24 protein-coding genes are annotated in these 26637 nt (G+C 42.2%); 14 read left to right on the forward strand and 10 right to left on the reverse strand.

Annotation, left to right across the window (positions count from 1 at the left end):
* Positions 1-5 precede the first annotated feature (5 nt).
* Together lnt and GKO22_RS13915 are read left to right on the forward strand one after the other, a co-directional pair.
* On the forward strand, positions 6-1616 hold the full coding sequence (gene lnt, locus GKO22_RS13910; RefSeq protein WP_166336052.1) for an apolipoprotein N-acyltransferase: 1611 nt from the start codon (positions 6-8) through the stop codon (positions 1614-1616).
* 35 nt (positions 1617-1651) lie between these two features.
* The gene (locus tag GKO22_RS13915; protein WP_166336054.1) at positions 1652-2785 is read left to right on the forward strand and encodes a cysteine desulfurase family protein; all 1134 of its coding nucleotides are present in this window, start codon (positions 1652-1654) and stop codon (positions 2783-2785) included.
* A 70-nt stretch (positions 2786-2855) separates the two neighbouring features.
* Here GKO22_RS13915 and GKO22_RS13920 read toward each other — a convergent pair whose 3' ends face one another.
* Together GKO22_RS13920 and GKO22_RS13925 are read right to left on the reverse strand one after the other, a co-directional pair.
* Positions 2856-3272, reverse strand: coding sequence for a copper resistance protein NlpE (locus tag GKO22_RS13920; protein WP_166336056.1), 417 nt, complete (start codon positions 3270-3272; stop codon positions 2856-2858).
* Between the two features lie 93 nt (positions 3273-3365).
* Positions 3366-3698 (reverse strand): tetratricopeptide repeat protein, encoded by a 333-nt coding sequence (locus tag GKO22_RS13925; protein WP_166336058.1) that lies wholly within the window; start codon positions 3696-3698, stop codon positions 3366-3368.
* A 321-nt stretch (positions 3699-4019) separates the two neighbouring features.
* Here GKO22_RS13925 and GKO22_RS13930 point away from each other — a divergent pair, with 321 nt between their 5' ends.
* The 4 genes from GKO22_RS13930 (at position 4020) to GKO22_RS13945 (ending at position 7888) form a co-directional block, all read left to right on the forward strand.
* A complete protein-coding gene (locus tag GKO22_RS13930) occupies positions 4020-4751 on the forward strand; it encodes an electron transfer flavoprotein subunit beta/FixA family protein (RefSeq protein ID WP_166336060.1) in 732 nt (243 codons plus the stop codon).
* Positions 4752-4774: 23 nt separating this feature from the next.
* Entirely contained in the window at positions 4775-5749 is a 975-nt protein-coding gene (locus tag GKO22_RS13935; protein WP_166336062.1) for an electron transfer flavoprotein subunit alpha/FixB family protein, read from the forward strand.
* A 190-nt stretch (positions 5750-5939) separates the two neighbouring features.
* Entirely contained in the window at positions 5940-6602 is a 663-nt protein-coding gene (locus tag GKO22_RS13940; RefSeq protein WP_166336064.1) for a bifunctional nuclease family protein, read from the forward strand.
* Between the two features lie 41 nt (positions 6603-6643).
* Positions 6644-7888, forward strand: coding sequence for a nucleoside permease (locus GKO22_RS13945; protein WP_166336066.1), 1245 nt, complete (start codon positions 6644-6646; stop codon positions 7886-7888).
* A gap of 65 nt (positions 7889-7953) precedes the next feature.
* On the opposite strand, the gene GKO22_RS13950 is transcribed toward GKO22_RS13945, so the two are convergent.
* Positions 7954-10224 carry a GH92 family glycosyl hydrolase gene (locus tag GKO22_RS13950; protein WP_166336068.1) on the reverse strand — a complete coding sequence of 757 codons (2271 nt, stop codon included), beginning with the start codon at positions 10222-10224 and terminating at the stop codon, positions 7954-7956.
* Positions 10225-10447: 223 nt separating this feature from the next.
* On the opposite strand from GKO22_RS13950, the gene GKO22_RS13955 reads away from it, so the two are divergent.
* Positions 10448-11788, forward strand: coding sequence for a MutS-related protein (locus tag GKO22_RS13955; RefSeq protein WP_166336070.1), 1341 nt, complete (start codon positions 10448-10450; stop codon positions 11786-11788).
* Between the two features lie 325 nt (positions 11789-12113).
* Positions 12114-12557, forward strand: a complete 444-nt coding sequence (locus GKO22_RS13960; RefSeq protein ID WP_166336072.1) for a nuclear transport factor 2 family protein — start codon at positions 12114-12116, stop codon at positions 12555-12557.
* A gap of 102 nt (positions 12558-12659) precedes the next feature.
* Here GKO22_RS13960 and GKO22_RS13965 read toward each other — a convergent pair whose 3' ends face one another.
* Positions 12660-13661, reverse strand: a complete 1002-nt coding sequence (locus GKO22_RS13965; RefSeq protein ID WP_166336074.1) for a TlpA disulfide reductase family protein — start codon at positions 13659-13661, stop codon at positions 12660-12662.
* A gap of 217 nt (positions 13662-13878) precedes the next feature.
* Here GKO22_RS13965 and GKO22_RS13970 point away from each other — a divergent pair, with 217 nt between their 5' ends.
* The 6 genes from GKO22_RS13970 to GKO22_RS13995 all read left to right on the forward strand — a co-directional run bounded on the left by GKO22_RS13970 (position 13879) and on the right by GKO22_RS13995 (position 22025).
* On the forward strand, positions 13879-15003 hold the full coding sequence (locus tag GKO22_RS13970) for a Gfo/Idh/MocA family protein (protein WP_206367910.1): 1125 nt from the start codon (positions 13879-13881) through the stop codon (positions 15001-15003).
* A gap of 284 nt (positions 15004-15287) precedes the next feature.
* Complete coding sequence (locus GKO22_RS13975) at positions 15288-18044, forward strand: TonB-dependent receptor (RefSeq protein WP_166336076.1); 2757 nt, start codon at positions 15288-15290, stop codon at positions 18042-18044.
* A 76-nt stretch (positions 18045-18120) separates the two neighbouring features.
* Positions 18121-19311: a hypothetical protein gene (locus GKO22_RS13980; RefSeq protein ID WP_166336077.1), complete on the forward strand. Its 1191-nt coding sequence runs from the start codon at positions 18121-18123 to the stop codon at positions 19309-19311.
* 173 nt (positions 19312-19484) lie between these two features.
* Positions 19485-20126, forward strand: coding sequence for an ABC transporter ATP-binding protein (locus tag GKO22_RS13985; protein ID WP_166336079.1), 642 nt, complete (start codon positions 19485-19487; stop codon positions 20124-20126).
* 14 nt (positions 20127-20140) lie between these two features.
* Positions 20141-21517 carry an ABC transporter permease gene (locus tag GKO22_RS16770; protein WP_166336081.1) on the forward strand — a complete coding sequence of 459 codons (1377 nt, stop codon included), beginning with the start codon at positions 20141-20143 and terminating at the stop codon, positions 21515-21517.
* A gap of 16 nt (positions 21518-21533) precedes the next feature.
* Positions 21534-22025: a DUF3299 domain-containing protein gene (locus GKO22_RS13995; protein WP_166336083.1), complete on the forward strand. Its 492-nt coding sequence runs from the start codon at positions 21534-21536 to the stop codon at positions 22023-22025.
* A gap of 77 nt (positions 22026-22102) precedes the next feature.
* Here GKO22_RS13995 and GKO22_RS14000 read toward each other — a convergent pair whose 3' ends face one another.
* The 6 genes from GKO22_RS14000 to greA form a co-directional block, all read right to left on the reverse strand.
* Positions 22103-22822 (reverse strand): 16S rRNA (uracil(1498)-N(3))-methyltransferase, encoded by a 720-nt coding sequence (locus GKO22_RS14000; protein WP_166336085.1) that lies wholly within the window; start codon positions 22820-22822, stop codon positions 22103-22105.
* 3 nt (positions 22823-22825) lie between these two features.
* Positions 22826-24145, reverse strand: coding sequence for a hemolysin family protein (locus GKO22_RS14005; protein ID WP_166336087.1), 1320 nt, complete (start codon positions 24143-24145; stop codon positions 22826-22828).
* Between the two features lie 13 nt (positions 24146-24158).
* Positions 24159-24701, reverse strand: coding sequence for an inorganic diphosphatase (locus tag GKO22_RS14010; protein ID WP_116776748.1), 543 nt, complete (start codon positions 24699-24701; stop codon positions 24159-24161).
* A gap of 8 nt (positions 24702-24709) precedes the next feature.
* Positions 24710-25360 (reverse strand): DedA family protein, encoded by a 651-nt coding sequence (locus GKO22_RS14015; RefSeq protein WP_166336089.1) that lies wholly within the window; start codon positions 25358-25360, stop codon positions 24710-24712.
* Between the two features lie 108 nt (positions 25361-25468).
* Positions 25469-25879 carry an HIT family protein gene (locus tag GKO22_RS14020; RefSeq protein ID WP_166336091.1) on the reverse strand — a complete coding sequence of 137 codons (411 nt, stop codon included), beginning with the start codon at positions 25877-25879 and terminating at the stop codon, positions 25469-25471.
* Positions 25880-26088: 209 nt separating this feature from the next.
* Positions 26089-26562 carry a transcription elongation factor GreA gene (gene greA / locus GKO22_RS14025; RefSeq protein ID WP_166336093.1) on the reverse strand — a complete coding sequence of 158 codons (474 nt, stop codon included), beginning with the start codon at positions 26560-26562 and terminating at the stop codon, positions 26089-26091.
* Positions 26563-26637: the final 75 nt, after the last annotated feature.

Raw genomic sequence — 26637 nt, forward strand, 5'->3', positions numbered from 1 at the left:
GCATCATGCGCAACAAATATCTTCTGGCACTTTTAAGTGCCTTTTTATTGTGGTTTGCTTGGCCACCAATACCGTATACTAGTCCACTTCTTTTTCTTGGCTTCGTACCTTTACTGATCGCGATCGAGCAGGTGATACGAGGAGATTTCGCGCAAAAAGGTCGCAAGGTATTTTTGCTATCTTTTGTTACTGGAGTCGCGTGGAACACCGCATCCATTTACTGGGTGTACAATGCTATGAATGCCTTTTTGCCCGCTGGCGCTTCGCTTTTGGTCGCATTAATTCCTTTTTGCTTAGGACCATTATTGATGGCTTTAGCTTTCAGAGGATATTATGCTTTGCGCAAAAAATGGGACATCTGGCTAAGTTTTATCGGGCTCATTTCCTTTTGGATTGCCTACGAATATCTACATCAAACTTGGGACCTTTCATTTCCTTGGATGACGCTGGGCAATGGCTTCGCATCCTTACATCAATTGGTGCAATGGTACGAATACACCGGTGTTTACGGTGGCACGGTCTGGATCTGGTTGGTTAATATTTTGGTTTTCCTCATTTTCTGGCAATACAAAATGCGTGTAAACGCCTATCCGCCATCGCGATTAGCGATCATACTCGGCGCGATTTTGTTAATTCCTGCCGGCTTATCGCTTTGGCGCTACGCGCAATACGAAGAGCATATCAACCCATCGGAAATCGTGGTGGTACAACCTAACATTGATCCCTATCACAAATTTGGTTCTATTACGCCAAATCAGCAGTTAGATATATTGCTTGATCTTTCACGCCAAGTCGCCAAGCCAAACACTGAGTTTTTTGTGTGGCCAGAAACGGCCATCTCCTCTCCTAATGGCATCAACGAAGAAGATTTTAGAGAATACCCGAGCTACCAGCGGATTTTTGAATTCTTGAATGCATACCGCAATGGCAACGTGCTGTCTGGTATAGAAAGTTATCGTATTTACCCAGATCAACAGAGCATTACCGCACGGAAATACGATGAAGGTGTATACATTGACCATTTTAATGCTGCTGTACTGATTGATCAATCCAGTAAATTGGAATTTTATCACAAATCTAAATTGGTTCCGGGTGCCGAACAATTGCCCTTTGGCGAGATGCTGGCTTTTATGAAACCGTTGTTTGCGCATTTTGGTGGTACGACGGGTGGTTATGGTAGCCAATCAGAACCTTCAGTTTTCTATTCGCAAAGCGGAATAGGCGCTGCACCAGTGATATGTTATGAGTCTATTTGGGGAAATTATGTGGCAAAATACATTGAAAACGGCGCACAGTTTATTGCGATCGTGACCAACGATGGTTGGTGGAGTGATACTTCGGGTAAGGATCAACACTTTCAATATGCTAGACTTCGTGCTATCGAAAACCGCCGTTGGGTAGTAAGATCTGCAAATACAGGAATCTCCGGCTTTATCAACCAACGTGGGGATGTGGTGCAAAGAAGTGATTGGTGGGTTCCGGCATCGCTTAGTCAAGAAATCAACTTAAATGAAGAATTGACTATCTATACTCGATTCAAGGATCTAATTGCCTACGCCTTTTTGTTCACGGGCATGCTTTCGGTCATTTTATTATTCGTGCCACGCACGAGATAATACGTTTTTGTTTACTCATTTACTATATTTGCGCCATGCAAGTTTATCTGGATAATGCCGCAACTACCCCGATTGATCCTTCGGTAATCGAAGTGATGGTAGAAGCTATGACGAAGAGTTATGGAAATCCATCGTCTATTCATGGACATGGCCGTGAGGTGAAGACAATGATCGAGCGGGCACGCAAGACGGTCGCAAGCTTAATCAATGCTTCTCCATCGGAGATTTTCTTTACTTCGGGTGGTACCGAAGCCGACAATATGGCAATTGTACGTGCTATTGAAGGTTACGGCATTACACATGCCATCACCTCGCCTTTGGAGCATCACGCGGTATTACACACGCTGGAGGAATTAGAAAAAGAAGGCAAAGTACACTTGGATTTACTTCGTGTTTCTGAAACAGGCGTGATCGATCTAACGCATTTGGAAGAGCTATTAGCAAAAAATCCAAGGACCTTTGTATCCATCATGCATGCCAATAATGAGTTGGGTAATATAACCGATCTTGCGCGGGTATCTCAGATTTGCCAGCAGTACGAAGCGATTTTCCATTCGGATACCGTGCAGACTATGGGACACTATAAGCATGATTTGAAAGAATTGCAAATAGACTTTATCACCGGTGCTGCGCATAAATTCCACGGCCCAAAAGGAGTAGGATTTCTGTACATCAACGGAAAAAACAAAATAAAACCATTACTTTTTGGAGGCGCGCAGGAGCGCAATATGCGTGGCGGTACCGAAAACGTCTACGGCATTGTAGGCTTGGCCAAAGCCTTGGAACTGGCGTACGAAGACATGGAAGGGCATCAGCAAACAATTCAAGAGTTGAAATCTTACATGAAACAGCAATTGACGGAACGTATTGTTGGCGTTGCGTTCAATGGCGTGACGGACGATCAAGATTCACTTTACACCGTGTTGAACGTTTCTTTACCACCAAGCGATATGGCCGACATGATGTTATTCAACCTAGACATTAAGGGCGTATCTGCTTCTGGCGGTAGTGCTTGTAGCTCGGGTTCTGATATTGGATCGCACGTTTTGCGTGGTATTGGTGCAGATCCGCAACGACCTTCAGTTCGTTTCTCCTTCTGTAAATACAATACGCGAGAAGAGATTGACTATGTGGTAGAGCAACTCGAAAAACTCTACGTAAAATCATAAAAACAAATCGGGCTCACCAAATGATAGTGAGCCCGATTTGTTTAATACTATATCTGCCCGATGGGTCAATCTACTGATCGACCTTGTCTAAGATGTATTTTCCAGCAAGATTGCCGGTCATCTCTTTGCCAGACAAATCTAACTGACTCAAACGATCTTCCTCAATTTTGTAGTTATAATCTTCGCTATCCAGATGTAACACATCAGCATCTACTCGCCAATTGCCGTCCCTGCGAAATAGCTCATCGCTTTTGCCAACGTATCTATAATGCAAAGAATACGTGCGGTCTCTGTTTAAAACCAAGGTGGTTGAAATTGCAGAGCAATCTGCACAGGGCAAATTGCCTTCATAGCGACCCGATAAATTATATTTATGACGATTGCGGTCTGCGGTCGATTCCACGTCCGCATTAGCTTTATTGTTGATACAAGAGACCAACAGAAAGCATGTAGCTAAGAGGAAAGCGATATGTAAGTAGATCCGCATGGGTATTAGTTTTACACTTGCTAGACCCAAACAAAAAATATACCACTTCCCTAAATTGTTTGAATAATTAACATTTAATAGCTTTTCGCTGTTTTAATCATCCTCATCCTCTTCACCTAATGCCATATTATACGCGCCTCTTAATTCGCCAAGGGCATGCATATTGCGTTTGGATTGAGCGATTTGCATACCTTGCCGATAGATTTCCAATGCGCGTTCAAGTTGATCTTGTTTTTCTAAAAACTTGCCAAAGTGATAGTAGGTACCTACATAATCCGTAAAGCTGGAAATCATATTTTCAAATCCCTCTAGTGCCGCGTCTTTGTTCTCCAATTTGACATGCTCCATGGTAATGGCATAGTGCAAGAACGGATCTTGCGGCGATTCCTTTAATAGCTCCTGTAATTGCTCCAAACGTTCATTCATAGTTCAAAGTTACTAAATTGAGAAACATGTCCCCGTACAAATATTATTGGCTCTTCAAAAGCATTATTTACTATGCTAGCATAGATTTTTACACTAAATTGATATTTGCCAAAAAAGAAGATAAATAGCGACAAAAGTAATAAAATAGCCAAAATAAAGAGCTAAAAATACAAATTTCATAAAAAATAACTAATATAATTATTAAAAATATAATAAAATATTGAGAAATATTTCATCATTACACAACAATACGCTACGAGATTTAGTTTATAATAATGTAAGTTTGAAATAGAACGCACACACATCGTTTAAATATAAATTATGAGAATCCTAGTTTGCATTAGTCATGTGCCGGACACGACATCCAAGATCACTTTCAATAGTGACCACACCGAGTTCAACCAATCCGGCGTACAATTTATCATTAATCCATACGACGAAATCGCCTTATCACGCGCCGTCGAATTAGTAGAGGGAACAGATGGAACGGTCACTGTCATCAATGTAGGTGACGCAAGCACCGAACCTACCATCCGCAAAGCGCTGGCTGTAGGAGCTACCGATGCTGTTAGAATTGACGCTGCTCCTCGCGATGCTTGGTTTGTAGCGAAACAAATTGCTCACTACGCATCAGAACAATCATTTGACCTGATCCTTACCGGACGTGAATCCATCGATTATAATGGTTCGCAAGTTGCTGCATTAGTTGGTGAGTTGCTAAATATTCCTTCGGTATCTATTGTTAAAAAGTTTGATATTCAAGATCGCGAGATTACCATCGAACGAGAAATTGAAGGTGGTAAGGAAGTGCTCAGCACGCAACTGCCTGTTATTCTGGGCACGGCAGAAGGTGTAACCGAGCCAAAAATCCCGAATATGCGCGGTATCATGTCTGCACGCACCAAACCACTTCAGGTGTTGCCAGCAGTAGATGTACCAACATTAAGCACGATCTCTAAATACGAATCTCCTGCCCCTCGCGGTCAGGTAGCGATGGTGGACGACGTGGAGCAACTTGTAAACCTATTGCACACGAAAGCGAAGGTTTTATAATCATTTAAAAGAAAGAAAATATCATGGCAATATTGGTATATGTTGAAAATATAGAAGGCAAATTCAAAAAATCGGCTTTCGAGGTCGTCTCTTACGCTAAAGCTATCGCTAATGAGCAAAGCACTAGCGTGACGGCCTTATCGATCGGAAACGTAACCGACGACGAGCTCAATAAACTCGCTGGATTTGGGGCTTCCAAAATATTAAAAGTTGATCAAGAGCAGCTAAAGCAATTTATTAATAAAGCGTATGCTTCGGTCATTGCGGCAGCAGCAGACAGCGAGCAGGCGAATATCGTTGTATTATCCAATTCCTTTAGCGGTAAAGGGCTTGCACCGCGGGTGGCAGCCAAGCTAGAAGCTGGATTGGCTGACGGCGCGATGGAACTACCGACCTTTTCAGGCTCAGATTTGCAAGTAAAAAAGACCGCTTTCTCCAATAAAGCTTTTGCAACGGAAGTCATTACAGCAGATAAAAAAGTGATCGCGGTAAATCCGAACTCACACGAGCCAGTGCGTAGCGAAGAGAGCCCAGCTATTGAGACGTTGAGTCCTTCAGTAGATGCTGGTGATCTAAATATCGTGATCAAAGATATCGTTCGTGCGACAGACAAAGTTTCTTTGCCAGAGGCCGAAATCGTGGTATCCGCTGGCCGCGGAATGAAAGGCCCTGAAAATTGGGCGATCATTGAAGAACTTGCCGCGGCACTTGGCGCTGCCACAGCTTGCTCGAAGCCTGTTTCCGACGCAGGATGGCGCCCACATTCGGAACACGTAGGCCAAACGGGTATCGTAGTAAGTCCGAATTTATACATCGCAATCGGTATCTCGGGTGCTATACAGCATTTGGCGGGCGTAAGTTCATCGAAAACCATTGTGGTGATTAACAAAGATCCAGAAGCGCCATTTTTCAAAGTGGCTGATTATGGTATCGTGGGCGATGCGCTCGAAATCGTACCAAAGCTCACCGCAGCGGTACAAGCGCACAAAGCGAACTAGATCAAATACAAATCGGTTAATTGCTGATTCAAAGGCAACCACGGCTGTAAAAAATGCCATGGTTGCTTTTTTTTTGCTGTTTATATTCCCATCTTTGTATCGGAAACGGACCAACTTGGTCTTGTCCATCGAGCAGAGATTTTTTCGAACGATAAACAAGACTTCGTAAACGACCAACGGGACATTGTGCATGAAGAAAATACAATTAGATATCGTAGGACTATCCTACAGTCAAACCCAGTCTGGTGCTTACGCGCTTGTGTTAGGGGAAATAGGTGGCAATCGCAGACTGCCCATCATCATCGGCGGGTTTGAAGCGCAGGCCATTGCGGTAGAGATTGAAAAAATGACGCCAAGCCGTCCACTTACACACGATCTTTTCAAAACCTTCGCAGAGACATTCGCCTTAACTATTTCTGAAGTACTGATCTACAACCTTGTGGATGGTATTTTCTACGCCAAATTGCAATGCCGCGATAAGGATCAGGTGGTCACAGAGATCGATGCACGTACATCAGATGCCGTGGCTTTAGCAGTTCGCTTCAAGTGCCCGATTTACACCTATGATTTCATTATGAGTTCGGCAGGAATTGTGATCGAGGGCAATGACTTTGCTTTCTTAGAAAATATCGAACGCTTTGACAGCAGTCATCAAGATGACGTTCAGAAAGAAGAAGATTCGCACCGCAAAAACACCGAACCGGAAAGTCCTGCAAACAAAACTAAACCCGTATCTCCCTACACTTCCCTATCATTGGAACAGCTAGAGATCAATCTGGAAAAGGCAATCCAAAGTGAGCAGTACGAAACCGCAGCAAAGATTCGCGACGAGATCGACCAAAGAAAGTCTTAACTATCTATACATAGCATTTTTTCTTACTCTACCTTTTTTATATGTCTATAAAATTGCGATTGACCATCATGAGTTTCCTCCAGTTTTTTGTTTGGGGAGCATGGTTGATTACTATTGGTGTTTACTGGTTTCAGAACAAGGGCTGGTCTGGTAATGATTTTGGCGCCGTTTTTTCGACCTTGGGGATCTCCTCACTGATCATGCCTGCATTGACCGGTATCATTGCCGATAAATGGTTAAATGTGGAGAAGCTTTATGGCGTGCTCCATATTCTTTTTGGTGCTATTTTTCTGTATTTACCACAGGTAAACGATCCGAACCAATTCTTTTGGATTATACTCGCGGCGATGTTTTGCTACATGCCGACCATCGCTTTATCCAACTCCATTGCGTACACCATATTGGAGAAATCTAAGTTGGATGTAGTCAAAGTATTTCCACCGATTCGGGTATGGGGTACGATCGGTTTTATCGCGGCGATGTGGGTGACTAATTTATCGGGTAACAAAGCTTCTGAAGGTCAGTTTTACCTTTCCGCGGTCGCGGCCTTTGTTTTAGGGATTTATGCATTTACCTTGCCGGCTTGTCCGCCCTTGCGTTCGAAATCTGAAAAGTCTACCCTTGCTGGACAACTCGGCCTGAAAGCATTTAAGCTATTTGCGAACTACAAGATGGCGCTATTCTTCGTGTTCTCGATGTTTTTAGGAGCGGCATTGCAGCTTACTAATATGTATGGCGATACGTTCTTATCTCATTTTGAATCGTATCCCGAATATGCGGATTCATTAATAGTACGCAATTCGACCATCATTATGTCTATTTCGCAAATCTCCGAGACCGTCTTCATCCTGGCAATTCCGTTCTTCCTCAAGAGATTTGGCATTAAACAAGTGATGTTGATTAGTATGCTGGCCTGGGTATTGCGCTTTGCACTTTTAGCCTACAGTGATCCGGCTGATGGCTTGTGGATGATTGTACTTTCTTGTATTGTATATGGTATGGCCTTTGATTTTTTCAATATCTCAGGTTCACTTTTTGTAGAAACTTCTACCACGCCAGATATCCGCTCTTCCGCACAAGGTATGTTTATGATGATGACCAACGGTTTTGGTGCTATCTTAGGTAGCCGCCTGAGTGGTTATGCGATAGATACTTTCTTGCTAGATGCACAGGGAAACATGATGTGGACGGAGATTTGGCTTTGCTTTGCTGGTTATTCGCTCGTGATCGCCTTCCTATTCTCCTTTATGTTTAAGCATAAGCACGATCCGGCGATCGCCGCGTAACATTTCCTTTCGAAAGATTTATTCCAGTCACAAATACATTAAAACGGCAAATGCCTTAGGTTTCCCTAAGGCATTTGAAATGATGGCGGTGGCGCATCCGCGCCCCAATCTCTATTGGGGCGATCGCCCATCTGAAATTCTAACACGCCGCCTTGCGCCAATTCTTGGTGGGTAAACCAAGGTTTGTTCCAAGTTTTGCCATTGAGCTTGGCCGACTGTATATATTTGTTTTTGGCAGAACGTCCGTTCGCACGAATAGTGAATTCTTTGCCATTTGATAGCTTCATCGTGATATTTTCGAAGAATGGTGTACCAATAGTATACACAGGAATACCTGGCGTTACAGGATAGAATCCAGCCATTGAAAATACCAAGAAGGCTGACATACCACCTCCGTCTTCATCACCCGGCATACCCATCAAATCATTTCTAAACCACTGATGGATCAAATCATCAATTCGCTTTTGCGACATCCACGGCTTGCCCGAATAGTTATATAAGTACGGAATATGTAAGCTAGGTTCGTTGGCCATCGAAAATTGTCCGACGTTACCGGTATGATCGGGTAATTGGCTATAAAATTCAAATTTGCTCTTGCCTAATGGTTCGCGGAAAGTGCGATCCAGCTCGTAATTGAATTGCTCTTTGCCACCCATTAACGAGATCAGATCACTTACATTGTGCGGTACATCCCAACGGTATACCCAACCGTTGTTTTCTCCATAATACTCACGCGCTCCTTGTCCACCATCATAGCGGTAATCGAATGGCATAATAAATTTGCCCTCTTTATCTTTCGGGTGGAAGAATTTCGTTTCGGCATTAAACAGGTTACGGTAATTCAAGGCATTTTTCAAGAACAAATCAGCATCGGTGGTATGTCCGAGCGCTTGTGCCAATCTGCCCAAGGCCCATTCATCGTACGAAGTACCTAAGGTAACGGCAATCGGCTGACGTCTTTCAAAACGATGTACTTCGGGCACTGTTTCTTCTTCTCCTGGATACAATGCCGGAATGTAGCCATGCTCTTTATAAAAATCATCTAACCAACCTGCAGGTGCAGCAGACCAAGGTGCCAATGTTTTTTCTTGCACGGCACGCTTGCCACTTTCATAAGCTTTCTCAATATCAAAGCTGCGCAATCCTTTGGCGTATGCATCGGCAATCGTCACCACACCGTGGTTAGAATTCATCCTTCTAGAATCGCCCGTAATCTCTGGGAATGTTGGCATCCAGAATTGATCCATTTGCTCGGCCATCCGCACATACGATTGCAAAACATCGGATTCTACTTTTTCATCGATCAACAAACGTAATGGATGCGTGGCGCGATATGTATCCCAAATCCAATCATCGGTATAAAACGGACGGGTATCAGTATGTACTTTTCCGTCGAATGCACTAAAATAGCGGTTGTCTTCACTGATATTTACGGGGCGCTCAAAACAACGGTATAACGAAGTGTAAAACACCGCACGATCATCGGCTTTACCACCAGCCACCTGTACGGTAGATAGACTTTCATTCCAGATATCGCGACCGGTATCGGCTACACGCTGCACATCAAAGTGCGAAATCTCTCGTTGCAAATTGCGCTTGGCTTGCTCGGCATCGATAAAAGAGATACCATATCTAAAATGCAAGGGTTGATCGCCTTTAGCAAACATCAACACAACAGCGGCTTGCTTGCCCGAAACTTCTGTTTTCTTGGTCACTAATTTTCCATTCTCCAAGACACCAGAAGCAGTGGCTTTTTGGTCAAATTCACCATATAAATATACGGTCGTATTATTTTGAAGCTGCTGGGAAGCGGTAATGCTATTGCCTTTCACTCGAACGCTGCCCGATCCAGAATTAAATACGACGGACTTATCTTTTCCTAGTAGAAAGTTCAACGCATAGATCCCTGACTGATGCGATGGCGCATACTGCACATCAATTTGCTCGTCCAACAATGAAACACCATAATAATAGGGCTTGATCTCTTCGTTGTCATACGCATAAGGATAGACATTTTTCCAAGATTCTTGTTGTTGGCTATTCACCGGACTCAGGTTGAATGCCGAACGTCCGCGATGACTCGTGACGACCAAAGGCAATCCACGTAGCTGATCGGTGGTAAAGTCATTGCGCTCGGGATACACACGCAGCATGCTATTGGGCAAATGAACGGTCGGAAAAGTAGGTACCAATAGGTGACTGATATTTCCCATGTATGGATTGACATAATCCACCGGTGTTTTGGATTTTTGACTGGCCGGATCGGATTGAGCAAAGGCAACCTGAGAGAGCGCTATAGCACTCGACAACAAGAAGACGGATTTCAACTTAAACATAATTAGTTTATTTTTTTGATGTTTCAATATAGGGATAATATATAAGTCTGGCGATACAAAAACGTTTTAGTGAATGTAAAATATTGATTGATGAATTGCTTTGAGAGATTTGTATTGGCGCTATATCACGCTTTGGCTAAAGTCTTAACGAGCACCTGCACCGTAGGAATAACACTAAAATTAAGTACCTTAAGGGTATAGAAAGCGGCAATAACATACTATTTTGGAAAAAGTATTTAAAATTGATAAACAAACCTATCAAGATCTGCAGATCTTTGGTGAGCACCAGCGTAGCGTTTTTTCCTGTTTTGATAGTACGGTTACGGCTGGCGGCAAAGAAGCACTTCAATACCTATTTTACACACCTTCTTCGGATCTGAAAGTCATTCAATCCAGACAAGATGCGATTCGAGCTTGCCTGCAAAGTAACGCATCCTTTCCTTTTGAACACACCCTGATTCAGGATTTGTCCCAATACTGGAGATCTGCTTTCTTCGATGCCGATCGGAAAAGCAAATTTTGGTCAATTTTATCATTTTGGCAGATTTACTCCGCAGAGTTCTATTACAAGAAGCGCTATATTCTAGACACGTTGGCGCTGCTTAGGCAACTGGAAGATTTTTTGGTGATCTTGAATAGCCAGAAAATTTCTATTCCAGAGTTTCATACCATGCAGGAAATATTTGCGCACTGTTTAGGTGTGATGACGGGAAGTGAATACAAGAGCAACAAAGCAAAAGTCACGCTAGCAAATATCCATCTATATGATGAGCATATTCGGTTGCATCTCGCGGAAGAATTCAAAACAATTTTAGAATTCATCTATCAACTGGATGCATATATAGCAATTGCCGCCACCGCAAAAAGTAGGCAATTGACTTTCCCTGAAATATACCTACCTACATCTCAAGATCAAATGCGAATAGATAATCTACACCATATTTTTCAGCAAGGAGCGGTTACGAATGATATCGTATTCGAGCGAAAATCCAATCTATGGTTTCTAACAGGTGCGAATATGGCCGGAAAATCGACTTTAATCAAAGCACTATCTATTGCGATCTACCTCACTCATATTGGATTGCCTGTACCAGCGACTGCGATGCATATGCCTGTGTTAGACGGATTGTTCACCACCATCAACCTACCCGATAATCTAGAAGCTGGCTATAGCCACTTTTATCACGAAGCGATTCGATTACGTGATATTATCGGCCAACTTGAGACGAACTCTAATTCATTTATTGTATTGGATGAGCTTTTCACAGGAACAAATTATCAAGACGCCTATGCTTCGACCAAAGAAGTTGTGGATGGGCTAACAAAGTTGGACAGGGCATTCATCATTATTTCATCGCATTTGACAGAATTGAGTGCCGAGATAAAGAGTTATCCAAATCTGAGGCTGTGTTGTATGAAAACCGATCTGGATAAAAATAATATTCCAAAATTCACCTACCGACTAGCTGATGGCGTAGCCAATGAAAAACTGGGTCTATGGCTGCTTGGACGCAGTGGTTTATTGGAATCTGTTGCAGATTTGACAGCCAAATACAACAAGTGATAAAAAATATTTAAAAATAATTCGCACATCAGATAATATTGATATTCAAGTCGGCGTTATATATGTAAATTTTCATAATTTAGGTTAATAATTGGTTTGGTTTAAATCCCGTAGCTCCCCGCTACGGGATTTATTTTTTTAGCCCTACCCGACCAATATTTCGCATTCTACCGACTTTTGATTTTCTATGTTTTTTTCCGCCGAGCAATTTCATTCATTCACCGAAAAAATCGGGCTCCTGATCTATTAGGCATTCTCTAGGCAGCATTTGCGTGCTACTTTTGAACCATAGAAACAAACAAAAAAACTTTAAAACATAGAAATCATGAAAAAATCAATCACCTCCATCGCAGCAGCATTATTAATGATCGCTAGCTTTTCATCCTTCGCCGCAGAGCCTATTCTTGTAAACGCTCCTACAGCATCGAGTAACACGTTGTCGGCATACGTTTCTTCTCTTACGGAAGGGCTAAATGACTTCAATAATATGATCTTCGCTAAAGACTTCGAGTACAGTAACTCCGCGGATCGCACCGAGAAAAAATATAACCGCAGGCAATACATGCAATTTTTGAAACAAAATAAAGGACTCAAATTCGAATGTACCACGACCTATCAGGTATTGGACGAGACGGGAAACACCAGCTTAGCAAAGGTTACTATGGTGTTCCGCGACTTCACACGCGTAGACTACTTAACATTACATGCAGCCAATGGCGGTTGGAAAGTAAGCAAAGTGGTTACGACCTACCCTACCGATAAAAAATAGATCCGCAGAGATACCTTTAACCTACTACCATATACAGCAAAAGCGCTTGATGAAACTGAATTTCATCAAGCGCTTTTGTTAATCTAAAGAAGATATACGATACTACTTATCCAACAATTCAGCCAGCAACGTATGCAATGCTTCGCCGGTCACATTACGCGCAACGATGATGCCGTCAGAATCAATTAGCAAGTTGGAAGGAATAAATCGAACACCATACAATGCAGGTGCTTCGGTATCCCAAAATGCTAAATCTGAAACGTGAGTCCAATCCAATTGATCATCTTCGATGGCTTTCAACCAGGATGATTTGGTACGATCTAAAGAAACTCCAAACACATCAAAGCCTTTGTCCTTATATTGTTGATAGGCTTTTACGATATTGGGATTCTCCGCACGACATGGTGGACACCAGCCTGCCCAAAAGTCTAATAGGACATAATTACCTTTTCCCAAGTGATCAAAGAAGCGCACCTGATTACCATCCGGATCGGTGGACACAAAATCAATTGCTTTATTACCAGGCAATACCGCTTCTTGCTTATCAGCCAGATCGTTTAAGATCTGTACATACTGCGTATGAGCCAAAGAGGGATCGAGCAAAGCCACATGCTCTCTAATCTCTTGCGGAGATAAATCATACGAATAGTTGCGAAACAAAGCGAAAGCCGCTACGATAGATTTCGGATCTTCTTGGATAAATTCGGCCGCCGTCAATTCACTCGCTCTCTTTTTATAACCATCGAATTGCGTTTGCCATTTCGAACCCGAAACGGTTGCTTTTCTAAAATCTTGATCCTTCCCTACCGTGATTTTAGTAGGTTGATCATCTAAGAATACTTGCAGATCTGTACCAGAAGGTTGCAAACTCACCGCATACAATTCTGGTAGAGGGACAGCGGTAGTAAAGGCAAATTTTCCATTCACCACCTGTGTAGAATCAACCAATTTAAAAACTTTATTGTCGTACCGCTGCAGGTAAACAGTACCCTCCTTCAGTCCTTTAATAGATCCAGAAAGTTGTAAGAGGCGATTATCCTGTGCATTTGCGCCAGCAAATGCCCCGAGCAGAATAGCAATAGATAGGATCAGTTTTGTAAACATGTGTAATTAATGATTTAGTACGTGTAGAATAGTCAGATAGATATCTTCTCTTGTTTTATTGGATACGAAGTTAGATAAAATCAAATAATCTACCAAACAGGTATACATTAATGTGACACGGCTTTAACGCAATATGCTAGACTATAAAATATGTGAAAACTATTTAGTAGCTTAACTGTTTCATAAACAACCTATTTGAATCACAAATAATTTACCTATGATTAGTTCACGTCGTCGATTTTTGCAACAACTCACCTTATCTGCCATCGCAGTACCTACGTTAAGTGCTTATCCATTCACCATTCCGGTGCAAAAAACGGAATTAGATAGGGACAAACCCATCTTAAAAGTGGCGCTCATGGGATTGGGTGGTTATGCAGAGCGCGTAGCAGAAGCGATGCAATCTTGCAGCAGAGCAAAGATCACGGGATTAATTAGTGGTACGCCAGAAAAACTAAATACCTGGGGCGAAAAATACCAGGTTCCGGAAGGTAGTCGCTATAATTACGAGAATTTTGACCAGATTATAAACAACCCAGAAATTGATGCCGTCTATATTATTACGCCGAATGCGTTGCATCATAGCCAGACAATTCGTGTAGCCAAAGCCGGTAAGCATGTAATCTGTGAAAAACCGATGGCGATCAACGCACAGGAAGGACAAGAAATGGTCGATGCTTGTGCCGCGGCAGGTGTACAATTACTCGTTGGTTACCGCATGCGCTTCGAACCTAATACGTTGAAGGCAGTAGAAATGCGAGAAACAGGACAATTGGGAAAAATTAAATTTTTCCAAGGACAAACGGGCTTTAAAATTGGTGATCCCAATCAATGGCGTGTCAACAAAGAACTGGCCGGGGGCGGCTCTATGATGGATATCGGTATTTACGCCATTAATGGTGCAAGATACATGGTGGGTGAAGATCCGATCTGGGTAACGGCGCAAGAAACGAAAACGGATTTTGAGACTTTCAAAGAAGGCGTGGATGAAACGATCCAGTTTCAATTGGGCTTTCCTAGTGGTGCGGTGGCTTCCTGTTTGTCTACTTATAATATGAATCATTTGGATCGCTTTTACTTAGTTGGTGAAAATGATTTTGTAGAAATGCAACCTTCTACCGGCTACGGCCCCATAAAAGGGCGCACGAAAAATGGCCCATTAAACCAACCACACACCGTACATCAAACCGTACAGATGGATGAGATGGCACAAATTATTTTAGATGGCAAGAAGCCCATTTTGCCAGTAGATGGGAAAGTTGGCTTGCAAGACTTGAAGATAATCGATGCGATTTATCGCGCTTGCAAAACGGGCGAGCGGCAGGAGTTGCAGTTGGGGTAAAAAAGAGATCAGTTAGAATAGGTCAAGATCTGCATTCATAAGATGCGGATTTTCTGGTGTGAGATACTTCCCAGCAGGTCAAACAGTTTACCGAAGCTCCCTTTAGGAGTTTACAATTAATTAACACATAGTCACCATTAACATAATCATAGATTAACCTCCTGATAACATTCTGCTTATAGATTTGCAACATAATATTAACAATGCTTTAGCTTGAAAGTCATGCTTCCTTTAGTAGGATAAAGGAACTCAAACTTTCCGGTAAAAAGACAACAATATCTACTATGCAATCTACCAAGCATTTATTTTTGGCGTTAGCCTTAGCCTTTGGCTTGTTATCTTTCGCTTCCGCACAACAACAGTATGGTATCAAAGGCGTCGTATTAGACGTGGAATCAATGAAGCCTATTGAAGGAGCCTCTGTTCGTCTACTCGAAAGAAATCGCGAGAGCGCCACAGACAAAGATGGAAACTTCTTTTTCGACCTTCCAAAAGATGGAAAAGAATATACCATCGTTGCTGGATTAATTGGTTATACACCGGATACTTTAGTAATTAAACGTGGACAGGACGATGTCGATTTTGCCACGCTATCTCTAGTCAGCAAAAACTCCGTATTGGATGAGATCGTGATTTCTCGGAGACGCGAACGCATTAGTGAGATCGCTTTGCTGGATATGCGCCGCCAATCCAATTTAATGGTAGAATACATGGGAGCACAAGAGCTCTCCAGAAAAGGCATTTCCGACGCTGGAGCTGCCGTAAATCGTATGACAGGCGTTTCTAGACAAGAAGGCAGCAACGAGGTTTTTGTTCGTGGATTGGGCGACCGTTATAATAACACTACGTTAAACGGACTCCCGGTACCATCTAACGATCCTGAACTCAAAAACTTAGAATTAGGTTTATTCTCCGCAGACATTATTGAGTATATCACTATCGATAAAGTGTACAGCACCTATCTGCCAGGCGATTTCGCAGGTGGAAATGTAGATATTGCTTCTAAAAATTATGAAGGAAAAGGTTTTCTGGAAGTAAAGTTGGGAACCAATACGAACACTAATATCTTAAAAAACTGGAACCGGTTTATATTGCAAGACGGCCCCAATCCATTCGGCTTTGTCAATTATGGAGTTCCAAATGATCCGTTAGGCGGCTTCAACTTCCAAAACAGCATGAATCCAGTCAAGAAGAAACCCATTGCAGGTAACCTTGGTTTATTAGGCGGCAAATCATTCCAATTCGCCAACGGAAATAAATTAAATTTATTTGCTTCGGCGAACTATTCTAGCGATGCCTATCGTCGTGAAGGAGTAAATAGACAACTTAGTGCCGGAGGAGAAACGATCAATAACCTACTTCAGGTTCGCAGTGGATACACGACTAACTCGACAGGAATGTTGACAGCTAATTATGCTTTCAATCCCAACCATAGTATTACTTACAACTTCTTGTTAATGAACTCCTCCGATCAATTTGATGATACATACTTTGGAGCCTTGAGAGACATGGCAGAAGATGGCAGCGGCTTAATAAGACGTTCTACATTTATCCAAAACACCGTAACTACCAATCAATTGTTAGGTAAACACAAACTTAACGATAAGATTGATGTAAACTGGGGATTGGCATACAACCGTGTAAAAACAAAAATTCCAGATCGTATTCAGAACTTTATGCAGTACGACGATGTGAACCAGCAATATGTCTTTATTCAAAATGCGGTAACCAACAATCACCGTTACTTTCAGGATCTCACAGAAAATGAAATTGCCCTTAATTTAGCAGCCAGCTACAAGCTGGATGATGATAAAGGTGTTTGGTCAGTCGGGTATAATGGCAAGATGAAAAAACGTGCATTCGAAGATTTTCAGGTGAACTTCTCAGTACCACGTAATCGTCCAATAGATCCACTTAATTTAGATGAGTTTTTCAACCAAGAAAACTTTAATGCTGGCTTGTTTTCTCAATTGGGTTTCAACGCCGACTTGCCTCAAACGTATGATGGCACGCAAAATATTCATGCACCATTTACCAACTTACAATACAACTTAACCGAAAGATTGAGTGGTACATTGGGATTGCGTTACGAAAATATCCGTCAGGATGTAAGCTTTATGACCCAGTTGGATAGAAGCGGCACCACCAATAGCATCACCAGAAACGAAGTGCTTCCGAGTTTATTGTTGAAGTATGTCTTAAAAGACAATCAAAACCTTCGAATGGGCTTAAGCAAAACCTATACATTGCCACAATTCAAAGAGAGAGCCTTCTTTATTTACCGAGACATCAACGAATCTAAGCAAGGTAATCCAAACCTTTATCCTTCTACAGATTACAACTTAGATCTACGTTGGGAAGCATTCCCGAAATCTTCGGAATTGCTGTCGGCAACTTTATTTGGTAAATACATTCAAAACCCAATCAACGAAGTACTCTTAGCCTCCTCTTCTAATGATATATCCTTCGTGAACATCGGTGATTATGGTACAGTGTATGGATTGGAAGTTGAATTCAAGAAAGATCTCCTGAGCACCGATCAATTTGGTAAGCTATCATTTGGCACTAATGCGGCTTATATCAAAACCGATCAGGTGATTGATCCCGAAAAAGTACGTCGCGAAACGCAGTTTCCATCCGGTGGTTCGTACAATATCAACTTGACCAACACACGCTCAGGATTTACAGGTGCATCAGACTTCTTGGTCAATGCAGACCTTTCGTACTACAAAGCTTGGGGCAATGCTTCAGACATTATGGCGACCGTCGTATACAATTATTTCTCAGACCGCCTGTATGCTTTAGGATCTGAAGGACGTGGCAACCAAATTGATCAAGGGGTAGGAACATTGGACTTTATCTTTAAATACAAATTAAATAACCGCTTTGGTATCGATGCTAATGTATTAAATGTCACCAATCCTAGTTTCAACCGTGTGCAGGAAACGGTCGCGGGTACAGATCAAGCGGTAGCAGCACCCGTATTATTTAATTACAAAAAAGGAATTCGTTTCTCAGTAGGTGTACGATACCGCCTTTAACAATAACATAACATTGTCTTAAACCAAAGGACAAACCGCAAGAGTAATTTTGAAACAGAAAAAATCTATCCACGAAATGAAAAACAAATTTTTGACCAATTTTAAACAAGCTGCTTTAGGAGCTGCTGTATGTTTAATCACGATGGTTTCATGTGAAAGTGACAATAACACAGAGAGACCTTCAAACTTTACTTTGAATCGCGATGACCTCAGAGGTACGATCACTGATGGCGAAGTAGTACTTAGCTCGGGCACGTACAAATTGACAGGTAAATTAGAGGTATCTAATGGCGCAACATTAACCATCGAACCAGGTGTTGTTATTGAGGCGACAGATGTCACTACGGCACAACAAGAAATTCGTTATATTGCAGTAGGTCAGGGAGCAAAAATTAATGTAAAAGGTACAGCTACCAATCCAGTTATCATGACTGCTACTAAAAAGAGCGCTGGTGCTTGGGGCGGTTTGGTAATCTGTGGTAAAGCGCCAATCAACAAAGGACAAACAGCTACTGCGGAGGTTTCTGAGTTGACTTACGGTGGTACAGATGCTAACGACAACTCTGGTTCCGTAAGATACTTACGTTTAGAGTACACAGGTTATTCATTCAACGAAGAAAAAGAATTCAATGGCTTATCTATGTTTGGTGTAGGTAAAGGTACTACTATCGAGTACATACAAGCTTATGAAGGTTCTGACGATGGTTTCGAGTGGTTCGGTGGAACTGTAGACTCTCGTTACCTTGTAGTTCTTAACAAAAGTACCCAAGGTGCTAGCTTTGTAGCTGATGACATGTTTGACTGGACTGAAGGTTGGAATGGTACTGGTGAGTACTGGTTCGGTTTGAAAACAAACGATGGAAACAGAGGTATTGAAGCAGATAACAATAGTGTAAACCACAATGCTACACCTATATCTAACCCAACACTTCGTAACCTTACTTTAGTAGGTAACAATGGTGGTCCAGAAAATCAAGCAGTAAAAATGCGTGTTGGTACTAACGGTACTTTAGACAACGTAGTAATTGCAAACTGGGGTACAGGATTTGATATCCAGCACGACGAAAGTATTGCTTTTGTGAATGCAGGATCTTTGAAAGCAACCAACGTAAGATTTGTGAATGTTGCTACAAAAGTAAAAGGATCAAACACTGCTGGCGGTGCTGTTGATATCAACAAAATGGTTACTGAAAATGCCAATGCAGTTGGTGCTGGCAACGGCGTAGATCAACCGGAATGGGCAAAAGGCTGGACTGTTGGTTTCTAGTACAATCCAAAAATATATAAGGCAATAGCGCCGACAGATAATTCTGTCGGCGCTATTATTTTTACCGCTAATCTCTATTTCTGTATCTTTTTCAATAGATAGCCACTCCTACCCGTCCAAATTAGTTTAAGCCTAAAAAAAGTGTTAATTTGCACATAAAAAGAGGTGAACTTATGAACAACTATGTGCTGCAAACAGAAGGTCTAACTTTTCGTTATGGATCGCAAAGCCCTACGCTGGCTTTCAAAGATTTCCATATCCACAAACAGCAACATACCCTATTGCTTGGCGACTCCGGCACCGGAAAGAGCACGCTGCTCAATCTTCTGGGCGGTCTTTCTAACCCGACAAGTGGACAAGTACGCATCAACAACGAAACTATCTACCAGCTGTCGGAATCTGCATTAGATAAATTTCGGGCGCAGAACATCGGTTTCATCTTTCAAGAAGCACATCTCTTAAAAAATCTTACGCTCTCTGAAAACATCCGATTAGCGCAATCACTCGCTGGATACAAAGTAGATCAAGAGCAAATAGAAGCTTTGCTAGGGCAATTACAACTTGCAGAACACACCGCAAAACATCCCAATCAACTGAGCCGCGGACAACTGCAACGTGCTGCCATTGCACGTGCGATTATCAATCGCCCTGCGATCTTATTAGCCGATGAACCAACGGCATCGTTGGATGATAATAATACGCAACGCGTACTGGCATTACTACGGGAAATGGCCGACACACACGGTTCTACGCTCATCATCGCGACGCATGACAAACGCATCAAAGACGAATTCACCAACACCTACTTCCTTTAATAGATAGCATTGATATGAGCACATTACAATTAGTTTGGAAGAATATTACTCAGCAGCTTGGTTCGGCACTATTAAGCATTTTACTGACGGCTTTTGGTGTGGCCATTTTGGTGGTGATCTATATTACGAGTGATACGTTTGAAAAGCAACTGGACAATAACAGCAAAAACATTGACTTAGTGATCGGAGCCAAAGGCAGTCCGTTACAATTGATTCTAAGTTCCATTTATCATGTGGATTACCCGACGGGTAATATTTTACTGTCGGATGCGCTCCAATTTCGCGACAATCCCTTAGTGGATTTGGCCGTGCCCATGTCGTTGGGCGATAATTTCAATGGACATCGTATTATCGGAACCGATAGCACTTATTTTGAGCTATATGAATTGGAAATCGCACAGGGCGGTATGTGGAACAAAAGCTTTGAAACAGTTATTGGGAGCGAAACTGCACAGAAGAACAACTTGAAAATTGGTGATCCAGTACATAGCGCGCATGGGTTAGCAGAAAATGGTCATGTGCACGATGAGCATCCATTTACTGTAGTTGGTATTTTAGCGCCTACTGGAACAGTCGTCGACAATTTGCTATTATGTGACTTAGCCAGTATCTGGGATGTACACGATATTGCACATGATGATGACCACGTGCATGCAGATGGAGATCATGCACATAATCACGAGTCGCACGATCATGAACATGATCACGATGATCATCATCATACGATGGATGCACATGACGACGATCATGACCATCAACACCCTGAAGAAAACGCGCACGTGCATGAGCAAGATACGGCTAGCGTACAAGTCGTGAAGAGCATCGGCGATGATGTGTACAAATCACAAGGTTTGGAGATCACTTCTTTGCTGATCAGATACAGTAGTCCAGCTGCGATCAGCACCTTACCGCGTATGGTCAACCAATCCACTGCTATGCAAGCCGCTTCTCCTGCGATGGAAACTACACGCTTGTTCTCCCTGTTAGGTGTAGGCATTGATTCTCTAGAAATACTGGCTTACGTAATTATGCTAATTGCCGGATTAAGTGTATTTATTAGCTTATACAACGCGCTAAAAGAGCGGAAGTACGATCTGGCTGTCATGCGATCATTAGGTGCTGGAAAGACTAAACTTTTCACTTTAGTGATAGTCGAAGGATTAGTTATTACACTAATTGGCGGTGTGGTTGGATTATTATTAGGTCATTTGGCCTTGTATTACATCAGCACACAGACGGGACAAAGTGCCGATTTTATCCAAGCATTGGCCGTGAGTCCAACAGAATTGTTGATTCTAGTCATTGCGGCAGCAATCGGGACCATTGCCGCTATATTACCCGCTATCAAAGCGTACAACACAACGATATCCACCATTTTGGGTGACAAATAACATGATAAACAACACGATGAAACAGATATTTATAGCAATTCTCTTTTCTATTGCGACTTATACAGCACAAGCGCAGATCGGTGGTGGCAATCAGTTTCCGGGTATGGAAGTACCGGATCATACACCGATGATGAATAAAACTTGGGAGGCCATCGACAAGATGATGTACAAAGTAACGACCCAAGGAAATAAGAAAATCTATACGCCAGAATATCCGCCAGTGCTTAAGGCCATGGAAAATAAACAAGTGGACTTGCCGGGCTATATGGTACCGCTCAAAAGCGGCAGAAATCACAGTACGTTTATGATATCGGTGCTTCCACTGGCGCAATGTCAGTTTTGTGGTACAAATGGTATTCCGCCGATGGTGGAAATCATCATGAAAAATGGCACAACGGTCAAATTCTCCGACGAACCAGTCAAACTAAGAGGCAAAATGGTCTTCAACCCAGAACCACTGAAAGGCAATTCTGAAATCCAGATTGTGGATGCCGTTGTGGTTAAATAATCGGATATTTGATACGCATAAGAAGGGGTTTTCTGCCGATGGCAGAAAACCCCTTCTTATGCGTTGTCGTGTTGTTATTATCGGTTCAATACCGACACTTCAGCTGTAGCCATCAATGCCGCCGTTTCGGTACGCAGGCGGCTTTCACCCAGCGACATCATCTGGAAGCCATCGGTCATTGCTGATGCGATTTCCTTTTCGGAAAAATCACCTTCTGGTCCTATCAAAATGAGGTAAGCAGATTGCGATGGAAAGATCGTGTTGAGATATGCCTTTTCCATATCGACGCAGTGCGCGATCGCTTTATGAACCGTCGCACTAGCGGCACGTTGTTGCTCCATAAAGTGCGCAAAAGAAATGGCTGGATTGATCTGCGGAAGGTACGCCTTCAGCGATTGCTTCATGGCCGCTACCGCTACTTTGGTCAATCGATCCACCTTGACTTCTTTTCGCTCAGAATGCTCACAGATAATCGGTGTAATCTCGTCTACCCCGATCTCCGTCGCTTTTTCGATAAACCACTCCAGTCGATCTATATTCTTCGTTGGTGCGATCGCGATATGTAGGAAATAATTTCTTTTTTGAAATTCGCGTTCGTACGATAAAATCCTTAACGCGGTACGCTTTGGATGGGCATCAATGATTTCTGCTTGCAGCAGATCGCCTGCACCATTCACCAAGTGCACTGTACTGCCTATTTGCAAACGAAGCACGCGAATGGCGTGCTTGCTTTCTTCCTCCGAAAGGAGGTATTCGGTGTGCGTATGCTGCACATCTGGAGTATAGAATAACAACATAAATTAATCTTCGTAATCGGAATCATCGTGTGGCTTTTCTACCAAATCTAATTTCACAAATTCTATATTTTGCTGTGTCTTTTTCATGATGGTGAAAATATATCCCAGATCTTCACAACTATCTCCCACGTCAGGAATGCGCTCAAATACGTGGCTCACCAATCCAGCTATCGTATCATAATCAGAGCTTTCTGGCAATTCCAAAGGCAAGAATTCATTGACATCGTGCACGTTTGCACCTGCATCTACCATAAATTCGGTATCCGAGATACGCTCTACTAATGGCGTTTCTTCATCGTACTCATCTTGGATATCACCCACTAACTCTTCCACGATATCTTCGAGCGTCACCATACCGGCAGTACCACCAAATTCATCCAATACAAAAGCAATCTGTATACGTTTCTGCTGGAATTCGGCCATTAGATCGTTGATCTTTTTGGTTTCTGGAATGAAGTATGGCTTACGCATAATGCGCTTAAGCACCACTTCTTTTCCTTTAGCTACGATTGGAAGTAGATCTTTGGTATGCACCAAACCAATAATTTGGTCAATATTATCTTGATAGATAGGCACCCGAGAATATCCTTCTTCTGTAACTCGATTAATGAAATGTTCTGGCGTCTCATTCACTTCAGCTGCCAGGATCTTCGTGCGCGGAACCATGATATTCTTAACAATACGCTCGTTGAAATCAAATACATTCTTGATCAGCTCGTGCTCTGATGTATTCAGGGCGCCACTTTCGCGGCCTTTTTCTAATAGATATTGTAATTCTTCGGATGAATGGCTGACTTCATGTGCATTGACCTGAATACCAATTAGCTTGAGCAATTGGTTAGCGAAGCCATTCAAGATCCAAATGATGGGTTTGAAAACATAATAAAAAAACTGTAGCGGCAATGCGATGCGCATCGTCGTAGCTACTGGTTTTTGGATGGCGATAGATTTAGGCGCTAGCTCACCAAAAACAATGTGTAAGAATGTGATGATAGCAAAAGCTAGTACATGTCCCAAATTGGTCGCCCAGCGTCCGGTCAGTTCCACATTGAAGAAACCAAACATGTTATTCACAATCTCTGTCATCACCTTCTCACCTACCCAACCTAAAGCCAAGGAGGCCAAGGTAATACCCAATTGAGTAGCGGCAAGGTAACCATCTAGGTGTTCGGTAATATTTTTGGCCATCGCGGCCACTTTGCTACCAGACTTTGCTTGAAGCTCAATCTGTGATGCCCGGACTTTTACGATTGCGAATTCTGCCGCAACAAAAAATCCGTTAGCAAGAACCAAGAAGATTGTCCAAAAAATATCGAGACCCATTTACTTTTCGTATCTATTTATTACCAAACTCTTTCTTATACAATTCAATGCTCTCTAAAATAACATTTTCTGCATAAGTTCTGCCATATAAATTTTCGATCGTCACGTTTTTATTCTCCAGAGCTTTATAGTCTTGGAAGAAACGGACAATTTCTTTCATCGTATGCGGAGGTAATTCCGAAAGATCATTGATGTAATTCACTGACATATCATGTTTAGCAACCGCAATGATCTTATCATCTTGCTCACCACCATCTATCATGTGCATTACGCCTACAACTTTAGCTTCGATCAGACTCATTGGGTATACATCTACAGAACAAAGCACTAAGATATCTAAAGGATCTTTATCATCACAATAGGTCTGTGGGATGAAACCGTAATTCGCTGGATACATCACCGAAGAAAATAGCACGCGATCCAATTTGATTAAGCCGCTATCTTTGTCGATTTCATACTTTGCTTTTGATCCTTTTGGGATTTCGATAATTGCATTTACGGAACTAGGCAAGTCTTCGCCAGGCGATACTTGATGCCAAGGGTGTTGTGTACTCATGTAATGTATTAACTATTTAATTTTTTGTTTTTAAGGTCTTTGAGTCGACGTCTGAGCAACGCAATAGCGATCGGCAAGAAAGCCACTACAATCAATCCGACGATGATATATTCCACATAATTAATTACTTCAGGAAATTTTACCCCGAGGTAATAACCGGTCAATGTTAGTAAGGACACCCACAAAAAGGCGCCAATAAAATTATATAAAACGAATTTACGGAAATTCAACTGTACTACACCCGCAAATATGGGAGCAAATGTACGTATAATTGGAACAAAGCGCCCGATAATCAGCGCAGTACCGCCCCATTTCTGGAAAAACTCTTCGGCCATCACGACATATTTGCGCTTGAATAGGATTGAGTCTTGACGCTTAAATAGCATCGGCCCGGCTCGATTACCAAACCAGTAACCGACAAAATTACCTAGTACGCCCGCGCTAAGTATTCCTAAATAAAGTGTGATAATATCTACGTCTATTTTGCCCAAAGCGCAGAATAAACCGGCTAAAAACAACAAGTAATCGCCAGGTAAAAAGAACCCAAAAAATAGACCCGTCTCTGCAAAAACGATAAGACAAACGATGTAAAACCCACCGTGACTAAGTAGGTATTCAGGATCCATCAATTGCTGAAATGATAATAGAAATTCTTGCATATTGATCAAATTACGTCCCTAGTATCCATCTGCACCTTGGGTTGCAGAAAGACAATTCTCCAAAATTGTAATCTGTATAATGGATGACTCGTATGGGAGGTCGGTGGCTTATCCATGCGTGACTTTAGAGATGGATTCTCGTATTTCTTCAGAGATCGCTAACATATCGTCCTCAGAAAATTCCAACTTTGGCTTTTCAAAATTCAAATCCGAAATCGCATTGATGGGCACTAAGTGGATGTGCGCGTGTGCTACTTCTAATCCGACAACAGCAATGCCCACTCGTTCGCAAGGGATTGCTTTTCTGATACCTTGTGCCACAATTTTGGCAAACATCCACATGCCCATGTAAGCATCATCACCGATATCAAATATATAATCTGTCTCTTCTTTTGGAATCACTAGCACGTGTCCTTTGGCAATCGGTCTTACATCAAGAAAAGCGAGAAAATCATTGCTTTCAGCCACTTTGTATGCAGGTATCTCACCAGAGACGATTTTCGAAAATATTGTAGACATAACTACTTTTAATGTATAATAAACTGGGATCTACTCATGACAACATCTCACTTTATACTTTGTTTGATATCCTCATCGCTGCCCAGCAATCATTAGCAAATATAACAAAAAAAAGAAAGAAGTCGGAACATGCTTGCTTGACTTCTTTCTAAGTTATCGCGAGGATTTGTGCGGTTATGGCAGAACCGCACATAACCACTACTACTTTTCTAGCGAGATATTTCTAAGACTTCTAGGTTCAACTCGCCCGCAGGTACCGTAACCGTAGCGACATCACCTACTTTCAATCCTAAAAGACCCTGCGCAATCGGTGACTTTACAGAGATCTTACCAGACTTGAAATCTGCTTCTGTCTCCGACACCAACTGATAGGTCATTACTGCGCCATTTTTCACGTTTTTGATCTTCACGATCGACAGAGCCAATACCTTCGATGTATCTAGGTTGGATTCATCAATCACACGTGCTGTAGACAATACCGTTTCTAATTTGGCGATCTTAGCCTCGTGCAAACCTTGCGCTTCTTTTGCGGCATCATATTCCGCATTCTCTGAAAGATCTCCTTTGTCTCTCGCTTCGGCAATGGCATTTGCGATCTTTGTGCGTCCCTCCGTCTTCAAATACTGCAATTCTTCACGAAGCTTGACTAATCCCTCTTCCGTATAATAAGTTACTTCTGCCATAATAAACTATCTAATTAGCACCATGTTATTTAATAATAGACAATAAAAAAGGCAAGACCATACTATCCGTAATAG

This window comes from Sphingobacterium chungjuense (genome assembly GCF_011316935.1).
Lineage (GTDB): Bacteria > Bacteroidota > Bacteroidia > Sphingobacteriales > Sphingobacteriaceae > Sphingobacterium > Sphingobacterium chungjuense.

Bases quoted from the DNA above. Each gene is read 5' to 3' on its own strand.
- lnt (WP_166336052.1), top strand. From the start codon at position 6: ATGCGCAACAAATATCTTCTGGCACTTTTAAGTGCCTTTTTATTGTGG.
- GKO22_RS13915 (WP_166336054.1), top strand. From the start codon at position 1,652: ATGCAAGTTTATCTGGATAATGCCGCAACTACCCCGATTGATCCTTCG.
- GKO22_RS13920 (WP_166336056.1), bottom strand. From the start codon at position 3,272: ATGCGGATCTACTTACATATCGCTTTCCTCTTAGCTACATGCTTTCTG.
- GKO22_RS13925 (WP_166336058.1), bottom strand. From the start codon at position 3,698: ATGAATGAACGTTTGGAGCAATTACAGGAGCTATTAAAGGAATCGCCG.
- GKO22_RS13930 (WP_166336060.1), top strand. From the start codon at position 4,020: ATGAGAATCCTAGTTTGCATTAGTCATGTGCCGGACACGACATCCAAG.
- GKO22_RS13935 (WP_166336062.1), top strand. From the start codon at position 4,775: ATGGCAATATTGGTATATGTTGAAAATATAGAAGGCAAATTCAAAAAA.
- GKO22_RS13940 (WP_166336064.1), top strand. From the start codon at position 5,940: ATGAAGAAAATACAATTAGATATCGTAGGACTATCCTACAGTCAAACC.
- GKO22_RS13945 (WP_166336066.1), top strand. From the start codon at position 6,644: ATGTCTATAAAATTGCGATTGACCATCATGAGTTTCCTCCAGTTTTTT.
- GKO22_RS13950 (WP_166336068.1), bottom strand. From the start codon at position 10,224: ATGTTTAAGTTGAAATCCGTCTTCTTGTTGTCGAGTGCTATAGCGCTC.
- GKO22_RS13960 (WP_166336072.1), top strand. From the start codon at position 12,114: ATGAAAAAATCAATCACCTCCATCGCAGCAGCATTATTAATGATCGCT.
- GKO22_RS13965 (WP_166336074.1), bottom strand. From the start codon at position 13,661: ATGTTTACAAAACTGATCCTATCTATTGCTATTCTGCTCGGGGCATTT.
- GKO22_RS13970 (WP_206367910.1), top strand. From the start codon at position 13,879: ATGATTAGTTCACGTCGTCGATTTTTGCAACAACTCACCTTATCTGCC.
- GKO22_RS13975 (WP_166336076.1), top strand. From the start codon at position 15,288: ATGCAATCTACCAAGCATTTATTTTTGGCGTTAGCCTTAGCCTTTGGC.
- GKO22_RS13980 (WP_166336077.1), top strand. From the start codon at position 18,121: ATGAAAAACAAATTTTTGACCAATTTTAAACAAGCTGCTTTAGGAGCT.
- GKO22_RS13985 (WP_166336079.1), top strand. From the start codon at position 19,485: ATGAACAACTATGTGCTGCAAACAGAAGGTCTAACTTTTCGTTATGGA.
- GKO22_RS16770 (WP_166336081.1), top strand. From the start codon at position 20,141: ATGAGCACATTACAATTAGTTTGGAAGAATATTACTCAGCAGCTTGGT.
- GKO22_RS13995 (WP_166336083.1), top strand. From the start codon at position 21,534: ATGAAACAGATATTTATAGCAATTCTCTTTTCTATTGCGACTTATACA.
- GKO22_RS14000 (WP_166336085.1), bottom strand. From the start codon at position 22,822: ATGTTGTTATTCTATACTCCAGATGTGCAGCATACGCACACCGAATAC.
- GKO22_RS14005 (WP_166336087.1), bottom strand. From the start codon at position 24,145: ATGGGTCTCGATATTTTTTGGACAATCTTCTTGGTTCTTGCTAACGGA.
- GKO22_RS14010 (WP_116776748.1), bottom strand. From the start codon at position 24,701: ATGAGTACACAACACCCTTGGCATCAAGTATCGCCTGGCGAAGACTTG.
- GKO22_RS14015 (WP_166336089.1), bottom strand. From the start codon at position 25,360: ATGCAAGAATTTCTATTATCATTTCAGCAATTGATGGATCCTGAATAC.
- GKO22_RS14020 (WP_166336091.1), bottom strand. From the start codon at position 25,879: ATGTCTACAATATTTTCGAAAATCGTCTCTGGTGAGATACCTGCATAC.
- greA (WP_166336093.1), bottom strand. From the start codon at position 26,562: ATGGCAGAAGTAACTTATTATACGGAAGAGGGATTAGTCAAGCTTCGT.